Here is a 12,514-nt window from a genome sequence, read left to right as displayed (position 1 = left end):
TCCGTATTATTTATCTTTCATATAATAGGTATAGTAATACCATAATAACCCGATCCAGTTCAGTAAAAGGATAGTAAGTATCCAAAGCACTTTCTTGCCCGTACTGATGAACGGGTTTTGCATTACTGCCGTACAGCCAAACATAATAACTGCAATTCCGATAATATATCCGATCTCGGAAATGCTTATAAGGCCTAAGATATGTGGTATCATTGTATAATAAAGATTTAATGGATACTAATGCTCATGTTCATGTGTTTTCAGTACCCGGTGCGGCAAGTTTCCGTGTCCGACAAGTTCGATCGGGCAAGCATACTTCTCGCCCAGCCACTCTTCCGACACATCTGCTCCCGGATGATAATGCAGAGACTCGTTTACACAAGCAATGTTTTTCACCATAGTCAGCACAGTTCCTATATCATGGGAAACCAGGATGATGGCACTTTCCTTATTTATTTCTGTCAGCAATTGGTAGAAACGCGATTCAAACCGCTTATCGACGTACGAATTAGGCTCATCCAGGATCAGCACTTGCGGTTGTGAAACAATAGAGCGTCCCAGCAAAACACGCTGCAACTGTCCGCCTGACAATTCCCCTATAGGGCGGGTAGCCAAATCTTCCAGTCCCATTTGCCCTATCACCTTCTCTATCCGTCCCTGCTGCGAACTATTATATTTTCTGAACAAAGGTTTCTCTGCTGCTAAACCCGAAGCAATTACTTCACATACCGATATGGGGAATTTTTTATCTATATTATTCATTTGCGGCAGATAGCCTATCTTCAAGGAAGATACTTCCCCGCCATTGCTATAGAAACGGATTGTTCCCGATTTTGGAGACAACAATCCTAATATAAGCTTCAGCAAAGTTGTTTTTCCTCCGCCATTCGGCCCGATAATCCCCAGGAAATCATCTTTCCATACATCCAGCTTAATATCCTTCAATACGGTTTTCGTTCCATATCCGGCCGTTACATTGTCTATTTCAATCAGCTTTTCCATCGGCAAGAGATTGGGCAATATGTATCATTTCTTTATTCCAGTCATAATCCAGCGGATTTATACGTATCAGCTTACAGCCTGCCTCTTTGGCAATCAGTTCGGCATTTCTTTGGTCAAACTCCTGCTGGATAAAGACAACTCTGGCATCATGCTCCTTGGCTGTTTCTATTAATCGCTTCAGTTGTGCCGGCGAAGGCTCCTTGCCATCCATCTCTATACAGAGTTGATGCAATCCAAACTCATCAGCCAAATAGGTCAAAGCCGGATGATAGATAATAAAAGCCGTCCCTTTCAAGGGTTCCAGTAAAGAAGTAACAGACTCAGAAGTCTGGTTGATTTCACCCATAAGACGATCGTAATTGTCGCGGTAATACGCCTCATTCTCTTTATCCAAAGCAATAAATGCATTCAGCGTATTTTGAGCTATCACCTTCGAACCTTGCAAAGAACTCCACACATGCGGGTCTATACCTCCCGGATGATGATGGTGGTGTTCGCCTTCATGGTGATGTCCGTCATGCTCTTCTTCATTACGGACAAATTCCATTCCTTCCGAAAGATCAAAGATTTTCAGATCCGGATTGTTCTTTATAATATTATCCATCCATGCCTGTTCAAAACCGATAAAACCAATCCGGAAGTAAGCCTGGCTTTTATCGATCTGTATCATTTGCTGGGGCGTCGGGTCGTATGTCTCCGGGCTTTGGCCGGATGGAACAACACAATTGACTTTAAATTTATCCCCTGCAATCCGTTCCGCAAAATACCGTTGAGGTTCTATGGTTACAGATATCATCTTTGCATCCTGTTGTTTGTTTGTACAAGTCGCCAGCAAACACAGTGAAAGACAGATCATCCATATATTCAAATGTTTCATCTTCTTCATCTTTTTGCAAAGATAGACAGATTTGCAGAGAGAAGAAATATGTTTTCGTATTATTAATAACCCGCCCCTGCTCCCTTCCTGAAAAAAGAGAGCAGGGGCGCATTTTATTATATATCCTCCTTCAGGTTATCTATGCCTGTCTATGATGGCCAATGCGTCGGAACAAAGCGCACTGATGTGTGCCCAATCTCCTTTAGCTATCGTTTCTGCCGGAAAAAGTTTCGATCCCATTCCTACACATGCCACACCTGCATGAATCCAGGCGGACAGGTTCTCTTCGGTCGGTTCCACAGCCCCGGTAGCCATAATCTGTGTCCAAGGCATAGGCGCCAGCATATTCTTAACAAAGGAAGGGCCTCCCACCGATCCGGCAGGAAATATCTTACATACGTCGCAGCCGGCTTCTTGTGCCGTACCAATTTCCGTTACCGACCCACAGCCCGGAATGTATGGAACCAAACGGCGGTTGCATACCTTGGCCACTTCGGCATTAAAGCAGGGGCCAACGATAAAGTTTGCTCCCAATTGCATGTATAAAGCAGCCGTAGCAGGGTCTACAACAGAACCTGCCCCAAGTATCATATCCGGGCATTCGTCCTTTAGCCGGCGGGATACTTCGCCAAATACTTCGTGGGCAAAGTCGCCACGGTTAGTAAACTCGAAGGCACGTACACCGCCTTCGTAACAAGCTTTTATTACTTGCAGCGTTATTGCCGCATCTTTATTATAGAAAACAGGAACCATACCTGTGCGGCGCATTGCCTCTATAGTTTGCAGTTTATTGAATCTTGCCATAATGTTTATTTATTATCATCTTGCAACGCGTCCGCTGCCGTCACCCGACATTAGTTTCTCTACTTCTTCAACCGACACCTGGTTGAAATCGCCATAAATCGTATGCTTCAGGCAAGAGGCCGCCGTTGCAAAATCCAACGCTTTCTGGTCGTTGCCTGTATAAGTAAGCAAGCCATAGATAAGACCTCCCATAAACGAATCGCCACCACCTACGCGGTCAACAATATGGGTTATGTCATAACGGCGGGATTCATAGAGCTTGCCATCTGCATAAAGCACACCTCCCCAAGTATTATGATTGGCATTAATAGAACCCCGAAGCGTGATGATCACTTTCTTTGCACGCGGGAAACGGGTCATAAGCTGGGTGCAAACCGAACGGAATGCATCGGCCTGCACATTTCCTCCCGTATGCACCACGTCAAATCCTTCGGGTTTGATACCAAACACTTTCTCCGCATCTTCTTCATTTCCCAGAATCACGTCGCATCCGGCTACAAGTTCCGGCATAACCTGCGAAGCTGTCTTTCCGTAGTTCCAAAGGTTCTTGCGATAATTCAGGTCGCAAGATACGGTGATCCCCATCCGGTTAGCAACCCGGATAGCTTCCAGGCAAACAGCCGCCGCCCCTTCCGACAAGGCAGGAGTAATGCCTGTCCAATGAAACCAAGTTGCATCCTTAAACACTTCCTCCCAGTTAACCATACCGGGTTGAATGGTCGAAATAGAAGAATGTGCACGGTCGTACGTCACCTTGCTGGGACGTGCTACAGCACCCGTCTCCAGGAAATAAATACCGAGACGTTCTCCTCCATAAACAATGTGCGATGTTCCTACACCGTATTTACGTAAATCCATTACACAGGCGCGTGCCAGATCATTCTCAGGCAGGCGGGTTACGAACTCGGTCTCGATACCGTAGTTGGCAAGCGACACGGAGACATTAGCCTCTCCCCCACCAAAAGTGGCGTTGAACTGGTTGCTCTGGCAGATACGTAAATAGTCCGATGTGGCTAAGCGGAGCATAATTTCTCCGAATGTAATTACTCGATGTTTCATAATGGTTCTCATAAATTGTTAACGAATTACTTATTATTGGTTTATTCTCATACAGCTAAGTCCGTCTATTTCTATTTCTTTATTTCCAGGTAAATACACTTTATGTTTGTTTTCATCCATGTTTACTACAAGTATGGCCTTCTTGCCGTCTACGCTTGTCCATTCGGCTGCGCGAACTACCGGGGAGATTTCGTAACCGGGTATATCACGCGTTGGATTATCGCCCGCAGGAATAATTTCCTGCATATAACGTCCGCCCAGGAACAAGTCGTGTTGTTTCTTGCGGAATAACATCATATTTTTCAGGAATTGTGCTTCGGTACGCGATTCGGGTTTCATCAGAAGCACAGGATTCACCCATCCGAGTTGCGAACCCCACAACAAACTCTGCATACTGATATAGCGGAACACTCCATCGGTCAGGTTTGAAGGCTGATAAGCAAATCCACTATATATAGCACGATCCGAATATACGATCGGGAAAAGAGGTACCATACGGATATTGGCATTATGAGCCGTATTTACCACAAGCAGCATGTCGAAAAGGTCGATATAACACTCTGCATTTTCTTCACTGGTGAAGATATTGTCTTTTTTCAGATGATTAGCGTGCATATCTGTCAGCAGGCTGCGATAGGCCTTAGGCCAGAAATCTCCGCCTCCGGCAGGATGCGAATGATTTTTAGCATAGCAAGGTTCGGAAGCCGCTGCTGCTATCTGGTCGATATATACGCCGCTGGTTCCCAGTTCGTTTTGTATACGGTCTACCAATCCCTTCAATATATTCTGCCAGATCGGGGAAGAAGGACAGGTTACCGAGTTAGGCACTTTAGAACCGTACACCTCGGTATACAAAGCTCCGTCCGCTTTACGGCAAGAGGCATCCTTACCATTCAACCGGCCATAGCTTTCCGTTGCCGGGTCCCATAAACGGCCATTTATATAAGGTGTAACATGACCTCCCAACTTCTGCGCTTCTTTTACAGCTTCTGCAAAGCCTTCTTTGGCCGGAAAGTAATCCGGATAATGTGTATCATAAGGAATCTGATGCCAGTCGTACCAATGAATACCGCATCCTTTACCGTAAAATTTCAAAGCATCCCGTACTCCTTGCATGATTTCGGGAGATAAATTACGCGGACGGATCCACATATCCGCATTGCGGAGCCATTCCGGAATAGAACGTTCGGTCAACAGTTTGCCTCCCCATTCGGTAGTAAAAGTAAACGGACGATACCATTCAGTAGTGGCTGCTATCCAGCCTTTCGGGTTAAAACCGGTAACGGTAGTCCAGGGTAACTTAAAATACCCCGCTTTTGTCCAGCCTTCAGATGCAACAATATCTGTCTGGAAAGTAGCGACCGTACCGTTATCTTTCACCTTTAATGATTTACCGCACGCGCCACGGTCTTCGGTTGCATAATAAAAAGCTCCTTCGGAATTATGCATAAGCAAAAACTGCATACCGCCTGTGCATGAAGGATAACGTGCTCCATATTCGCTCTGCCGTCCCATTTCATATTCTATACCCCAGCCAAAAGGAATGATAAGTTTAGCTCCTTCAGGTCTGGACACCGGAATACGTGGAAATTCCAACTGGCTTACCACCCAACCTTCCGGCATAGAAGCTTCGATGTTCCATTGTGCCAGTTCGGAATCGTCAGACAAAGACACAGACATGCGAACCGGATATGTAGGCGTATACCGTAAAACCATCTGCCAGGTAAAAACGAGTGTGGCACGGTTGCCTTCTTCCTTCACTTCCACTCCTTCGTAGGTGCCGTTTACCGGCAGTAGTGTAGGATTTTCCCCATTCTCTCCTTTATATGTGATTTGCCAGGGTGCCATATCGACTCCTTTTGCAGGAAGCAACGCCCGGTTTCCGGCATGCATGGAAACTAATTTAAAATTCTTGGAATCCGAAAAAACAAGTTCCGTTTTACCATTGGAAAGAATAATATTTCCATTTTTTTTCTTCACAGAAACCGCACTGTTCACCAAGTGCGTAAAAACGAAAAGCATGCATACAAGCATGCACGTCAGCGTGGTTCTTGATCTCTTCATGATATTTCGTGGTTTTAATAATACTGTATGACTTTACAAAGATAGAATCTTTCTTTTATATGTTGCATATCCGAATTCACTTTCGTGTTTAAAAACTATAAAGATATTCACTATCCGTTAGGTTTTTATACCTGATATTTTAAGTTGAATATCCTATACATTTATTCTTTTGACCTGGGTCGAAATTAATTATTACCTGGGTAAAAATCAATTTCCAGCAAGGACAAAATTAATTTCCAGCCGCCAAAAAGAATACAACTTCCTATACATCTTATTAAATTGTGCTTTATCAGAAATTAAACAACCGGATATATCCGATTAACTTTCTTATTCTGTCAACTGATTTCATATAACACAAAAAATAGCTATCTTTGCCATCTCCTTACTAACAAGTGGAATATATAAATAAATCGTCGATATGATTCTATTTTTCAAATCTTCAACAAAGACTGTGCTGGCCGTAGAAGCTGCACAAACTTTCTCACCCGAAGATGTTCAAAAACTGGTATGGTTGTTTAGCGATGCAACTCCTGTTCAGGCAGAAACATTGGAAGGTTGGTTTGTTGGTCCCCGCCGGGAAATGATCACCCCATGGAGTACAAACGCTGTAGAAATAACCCAGAACATGGGTCTTTCCGGCATCTCCCGCATAGAAGAGTATTTTCCTGTATCGGGCAAGGATGCAGACCATGATCCGATGTTGCAACGTATTTACAACGGACTGAATCAGGAATTATTCACTATCAGCAAACAACCGGACCCTATCGTTTACATAGATGACCTGGAAGTTTACAACAAGCAGGAAGGGCTGGCTTTAAGTACCGAAGAAATTGCCTACCTGAATGAAGTAAGCCAGAAACTGGGACGCAAACTGACAGACAGCGAAGTGTTTGGTTTCTCGCAGGTAAACTCGGAACACTGCCGTCATAAAATCTTTGGCGGTGTATTCGTTATCGACGGTGAAGAAAAGGAAAGTTCACTGTTCAATCTTATTAAGAAAACATCGGCCGAGAATCCGAACAAACTGGTTTCGGCCTACAAAGATAACGTAGCTTTCAACGAAGGCCCGGTAGTGGAACAGTTTGCTCCGAAAAGTGGAGACAAACCCGACTATTTTGCCGTAAAAGATATTAAAACCGTTATCTCGCTGAAAGCAGAAACGCACAATTTCCCTACAACCGTAGAACCTTTCAACGGTGCTGCAACCGGTAGCGGCGGTGAAATCCGCGACCGTCTGGGCGGCGGTAAAGCTTCGTTGCCAATTGCCGGAACAGCCGTATATATGACTTCGTATCCGCGTACGGAGGAAGCCCGTGAATGGGAAAAAATTCTTGACCCGCGTCCGTGGTTATACCAGACGCCCGAACAGATATTGATTAAGGCATCCAATGGTGCTTCAACATTCGGCAACCATTTCGGACAACCACTAATCTGTGGTTCATTGCTTACCTTTGAACATACGGAAAACCATAAGAAATATGCTTACGACAAAGTGATTATGCTTGCCGGCGGTGTAGGTTTTGCCAATATGCGCGATGCACTGAAAGGTAATCCCGAACCTGGTGAGAAAGTAGTCGTTATTGGTGGCGACAACTATCGTATCGGTATGGGGGGAGGTGCCGTATCTTCTGTAAATACGGGACAATATACCAGCGGTATCGAACTGAACGCCGTACAGCGTGCCAACCCCGAAATGCAAAGACGTGCTGCCAATGTAATCCGTACGATTGCCGAATCAGACGAGAATCCGATTGTTTCTATCCACGACCACGGCGCAGGTGGCCATCTGAACTGTCTATCCGAATTAGTGGAAGCTACCGGAGGACATATAGACATGAGCAAATTGCCTATCGGCGACAAGACACTTTCGGCCAAAGAAATCGTAGGTAATGAAAGCCAGGAACGTATGGGCTTGCTGATGAAAGAAGAAGACGTAGCCCGTGTGCGCCGCATTGCCGAACGCGAACGCGCTCCGATGTATGTGGTAGGAGAAACAACAAACGACATGAAGTTCGTTTTCGAACAGGCCGACGGAAAAAAACCTATCGACATCAAGCTGGAATATATGTTTGGCAAACCGCCAAGAACTGTGATGACAGACCATACCGTTACCGAAAGTTTCCAGCCGGTTGTTTACAAAGAATCGGAACTGCATCATTATCTGGAAAACGTTCTCCAGCTGGAAGCCGTTGCTTGCAAAGACTGGTTAACCAATAAAGTAGACCGTTCGGTAAGCGGAAGGGTTGCCCGCCAGCAATGCCAGGGCGAACTGCAATTGCCATTGAGTGACCTGGGTGCCGTAGCCCTCGACTACCGTGGAAAAGCAGGTATTGCAACATCCATCGGGCACGCTCCGCAGGTAGCATTGGTAGACCCTGCAGCAGGCTCGGTAATGGCAATAGCAGAAGCATTAACCAATATCGTATTTGCTCCGCTCAGCGATAAACTGACAGGTGTATCACTGAGCGCCAACTGGATGTGGCCGTGCCGCAACGAAGGCGAAGATGCCCGTTTATACACAGCCGTAGAAGCGGCTTCCGAGTTTGCCATCTCTTTAGGCATCAATATTCCTACCGGTAAAGACTCTTTATCCATGACGCAAAAGTATGGCGATGATAAAGTAATTGCTCCGGGTACGGTTATCATCTCGGCAGGTGCCGAAGTAAGCGACATAAAGAAAATCGTTTCTCCGGTATTAGCCCGCGAAAAGAATTCGAGCCTGTATTATATAGACTTCTCATTCGACACATTAAAATTAGGAGGTTCCGCCTTTGCCCAGATCTTGAACAAACTGGGAGACGAAGTACCGACTGTAAAGGATGCCGAATACTTCCGCGACGCATTTAACGCCATACAGGAAGCAATAGAGAAAGGCTTGATTCTTGCCGGACACGACATCTCTGCCGGCGGTATGATTACTGCTTTGCTCGAAATGTGTTTTGCCAATGTAGAAGGCGGTCTGGAAGTAAATCTGGACAAGATAGGCGAAACGGATGTTATCAAAATATTGTTTGCCGAAAATCCGGGTATTCTGGTTCAGGTAAAAGACAAGAAAGCATTTGAAAAGATGATGGAAGAAGCCGGTGTAGGTTTCGCCGTCATTGCAAAACCGACCGACGAACGCCATATACTGGTATCGAAAAACGGTGTACAATACCACTTCGGCATTGACTATATGCGCGACGTATGGTATGAATCATCCTATAAATTGGATATCAAGCAGAGCGGTAACGTTTGCGCAGGCAACCGTTTCGAGAACTATAAGATGCAACCGCTTGAATTCAAATACAACAAGAACTTCACCGGAAAACTTTCTGCTTACGGCCTGACTGCCGACCGCAAAGGTCCGAGTGGAATCAAGGCTGCCGTAATCCGCGAGAAGGGTACGCAGTGCGAACGCGAAACGGCTTATGCACTCTATCTGGCCGGCTTCGACGTGAAAGATGTTCATATGACCGACCTTGCCAGTGGACGCGAAACACTGGAAGACGTAAACTTCATCGTATTCTGCGGTGGATTTTCCAACTCCGACGTGCTCGGCTCAGCCAAAGGATGGGCAGGCGGCTTCTTATATAATGAGAAGGCCAAAAAGGCAATCGAGAACTTTTACGCACGCACCGATACAATGAGTATGGGCATCTGTAACGGTTGTCAGTTGATGGCCGAACTGGGACTGGTTTATCCGGAACACGAAGTGAAGCACAAGATGCTGCATAATGATTCCCATAAGTTCGAATCGAACTTCGTAACACTGGAGATTCCGAAGAACAACTCCATCATGTTCGGTTCGCTTAGCGGAAACAAGTTGGGTGTATGGGTGGCTCACGGCGAAGGTAAATTCTCATTCCCGTATGAAGAGAAGGAATATAATGTAGTAGCAAAGTATAACTACGAAGGCTATCCTGCCAATCCGAACGGTTCGCCTTGGTCTGTAGCCGGCGTTTGCTCTAAAGACGGCCGCCATCTGGCAATGATGCCTCATCCCGAACGTGCCATCTTCCCATGGCAATGTGGTTATTATCCTGCCGACCGCAAGGAAAACGATCAGGTAACTCCATGGATCGAAGCCTTTGTGAACGCATACAAGTGGATCGAAGGAAACAAGAAGTAAAAAAGACATATATCTTTTAAAAGTAAAAGAGGTTATATCAAATGAAGTGCACCCCAAAAGTTAGATAAAAAACTTTTGAGGTGCATTCTTTATGAAATATACTTTTGAAAAAAAGCTCAATATAGTGCTATTGCTACAGGGCTGCCGACTGCAGGAGGCATTGACCTGACAGGGGAAAGCGGGACGCCGGACGAGGCTAAGACAAAAATGTTGTGCATATAATTATGGTAATATTGGTTGATATCCCCCCTGTAATATTATTGTAATAATTTGTTCCTATCTTTGCAATGCTGTCGAAACGTATGTGAAACAGAAAAACTGTTTATTTGCAGGCGGAAACAGTGAGTCATATTTTTATTCACCGCAACCAACAAACTAAAATGAAAATTGGAAAAAGAATGGCGCTCGCTCTGTTAGCGCTGCTTCCCTTAGCGATGAAAGCTCAGGAAACAGAGAACCTAAACCCTCGTATAGATTCGCTTGCAGAAGAGACTGCAACTCTGGACAAAATTGTAAAAAAACTCAGCAAATTTAAAGTATCGGCCTATATCCAGGGACAATACCAATATGGGCAGGAAGATGCAACCCTTAAAGTAGGAGATAAGAACGAACATGAAGATAAAGGCTTTAACCGTATCGGCATTCGTCGCGGACGTCTGAAATTTGAATACAACGACGGTATTGGTACAGGTGCCGTGCAAATAGAGGCAAATGACAAAGGTATAAGCTTTCGTGATTTATACATCGGAGTCAAAGACCCATGGACAAAACGCAATCAACTGATGGCAGGTGTATTCAATCGTCCTTTCGGCTATGAAATCGGTTACTCAACCAGTGGACTGGAATCTCCCGAACGTGCAACAATCATTCAGTATTTTTTCCCCGATGAACGAGATCTGGGAGCTATGCTTACCTTGCGCACGCCGGAGAAAAGTCCGCTAAACTTTCTTCGTCTGGATGCCGGCCTGTTCGCAGGAAACAGTATTAACCGGGAAACAGACAGCCGGAAAGATTTTATCGGCCGCCTGGGAGCCGAAAAACCTATCGGGAATTGGGGCAAATGGGGATTAGGTGTTTCATACTATCACGGTTACGTTTACAATCCTACAAAAGAGGCTTATGAAATGGACGGTAAGCATTTCGTCAAGATAGACAAAGGAGAGACCGGTACATACATGAAACGTCAGTATATAGGTATGGACGCCCAGTTTTCCTTCTTAAGCTCTCTAGGCAAAACAACCTTACGTGCAGAAGGACTTTTAGGCACCCAACCGGGTATTGCCGGAAGTAGCAGAAGCCCCAATTACAGTTCACGCCCTGAAGATTTACCGGAAAACTCATTATTCAAGCGTCCTTTCCTGGGTTATTTCTTCTATCTGGTGCAAGACATCGGGGCATCCCCGTTTTCTGTCGTATTCAAGTACGATGCTTATGATCCGAATACTAAGATTAAAGGAAACGAAGCAGGAGCCGAAAACAGCTATACCTCCAAAACGGATCTTGCACAAAGCACTTTAGGCCTGGGTGGTATATACAACTTCAACAAACATATCCGCCTGCAAGCCTATTATGAACTTAATTTCAACGAAAAGAGTACCTTTGTAAAAGGTTACGAAAAAGACCGCAAGGATAATGTACTGACGGTTCGTTTGCAATACAAGTTCTAAATAAACACAACATATGGATGTCCATCTTATAGATACGGGGTATTTCTATGCAGACGGCGGCGCCATGTTCGGAGCAATTCCTAAAACAGCTTGGCAACGCCGTTATCCCAGCAATGAAACAAACGGGTGCATACTAGCTATGCGAAGCGCCCTGGTTACAACAGACGACGGCCGGGTTATTTTAATCGATACCGGAGCAGGAAATAAGCATTTAAAACAACTCAGCTATTATCAGTTTTTCAATTTAAAAGATTTAAACGACGAACTGGAACAGTTGGGATATAGCCGCGGGCAAATAACGGATGTGGTGCTTACCCATCTGCACTTTGATCATTGCGGCTATGCAACTCTTAAGGATAATGCAAACGGGCAACTCATTGTTGCCTTCCCTAATGCCACCCATTGGGTAAGCCACTCCCAATGGAACAACTTCTGCCATCCTAACGCTTTGGAAAAAGATTCTTACTTCGCAGAAAACATGCAGGCAGTAGAGGAGGCCGGATTGCTCCGGTTGGTAGACAACGATACTTTCCTTTGTCCGGATATAGAACTTCGTATTTACAACGGGCATACGCCGGGACAATTAGTACCCTATATCCAAACACCGGAGCGGAAGGTGGTTTTTGCAGGAGATGTCATCCCGCTTGCCGCCAACGTATCGCCGGAATGGATATCCGCCTATGATACATATCCTGTTATTTCTTATAACGAAAAAGTACGGATGCTTAAAGAAGCAGCCGACGAAGGACAAACCCTGGTCTTCTGTCATGACGCCTACCTGAAAATGGCACTTGTCCGCGCAGTAGGCAGCTTTTTCAAAGCTGTCCCGGTGTAAAACCCCTACAAAAGCATCACCGGAGCGGCTGCGAAGGGTTTGTATCCCTACGGAGGCACTGCCGGAACGGCTGGCATCGTTTTGTAGGCCTACGA

General features: G+C 45.3%; 9 protein-coding genes. 3 read left to right on the top strand and 6 right to left on the bottom strand.

Features of this window, described 5'->3' with window-relative positions; genetic code table 11:
• Window positions 1-6: 6 nt before the first annotated feature.
• From ACYIB7_RS00960 to ACYIB7_RS00935, 6 genes are all read right to left on the bottom strand, one after another.
• Complete coding sequence (locus ACYIB7_RS00960) at window positions 7-213, bottom strand: hypothetical protein (protein ID WP_103983339.1); 207 nt, start codon at window positions 211-213, stop codon at window positions 7-9.
• Window positions 214-237: 24 nt separating this feature from the next.
• Window positions 238-1,002 (bottom strand): metal ABC transporter ATP-binding protein, encoded by a 765-nt coding sequence (locus tag ACYIB7_RS00955; protein ID WP_103983338.1) that lies wholly within the window; start codon window positions 1,000-1,002, stop codon window positions 238-240.
• On the bottom strand, window positions 986-1,879 hold the full coding sequence (locus tag ACYIB7_RS00950; protein WP_480337823.1) for a metal ABC transporter solute-binding protein, Zn/Mn family: 894 nt from the start codon (window positions 1,877-1,879) through the stop codon (window positions 986-988). Before ACYIB7_RS00950 ends, ACYIB7_RS00955 begins: the two co-directional genes overlap by 17 nt.
• 135 nt (window positions 1,880-2,014) lie before the next feature.
• Window positions 2,015-2,683, bottom strand: a complete 669-nt coding sequence (locus ACYIB7_RS00945) for a bifunctional 4-hydroxy-2-oxoglutarate aldolase/2-dehydro-3-deoxy-phosphogluconate aldolase (protein ID WP_103983337.1) — start codon at window positions 2,681-2,683, stop codon at window positions 2,015-2,017.
• Between the two features lie 15 nt (window positions 2,684-2,698).
• Window positions 2,699-3,742: a PfkB family carbohydrate kinase gene (locus ACYIB7_RS00940; protein WP_480337821.1), complete on the bottom strand. Its 1,044-nt coding sequence runs from the start codon at window positions 3,740-3,742 to the stop codon at window positions 2,699-2,701.
• Window positions 3,743-3,775: 33 nt separating this feature from the next.
• Window positions 3,776-5,806 carry a DUF6259 domain-containing protein gene (locus tag ACYIB7_RS00935; protein ID WP_480337820.1) on the bottom strand — a complete coding sequence of 677 codons (2,031 nt, stop codon included), beginning with the start codon at window positions 5,804-5,806 and terminating at the stop codon, window positions 3,776-3,778.
• A 418-nt stretch (window positions 5,807-6,224) separates the two neighbouring features.
• Here ACYIB7_RS00935 and purL point away from each other — a divergent pair, with 418 nt between their 5' ends.
• The 3 genes from purL (at window position 6,225) to ACYIB7_RS00920 (ending at window position 12,419) form a co-directional block, all read left to right on the top strand.
• Entirely contained in the window at window positions 6,225-9,917 is a 3,693-nt protein-coding gene (gene purL, locus ACYIB7_RS00930) for a phosphoribosylformylglycinamidine synthase (RefSeq protein ID WP_103983294.1), read from the top strand.
• Window positions 9,918-10,297: 380 nt separating this feature from the next.
• Window positions 10,298-11,584 carry a porin family protein gene (locus ACYIB7_RS00925; RefSeq protein ID WP_103983293.1) on the top strand — a complete coding sequence of 429 codons (1,287 nt, stop codon included), beginning with the start codon at window positions 10,298-10,300 and terminating at the stop codon, window positions 11,582-11,584.
• Window positions 11,585-11,597: 13 nt separating this feature from the next.
• On the top strand, window positions 11,598-12,419 hold the full coding sequence (locus ACYIB7_RS00920) for an MBL fold metallo-hydrolase (protein WP_103983292.1): 822 nt from the start codon (window positions 11,598-11,600) through the stop codon (window positions 12,417-12,419).
• Window positions 12,420-12,514: the final 95 nt, after the last annotated feature.

It is taken from the genome of Parabacteroides sp. KHUB-03, assembly GCF_056640975.1.
The sequence above is the reverse complement of the archived record's forward strand: the minus strand, read 5'-3'. Positions and strand labels throughout refer to the sequence as shown.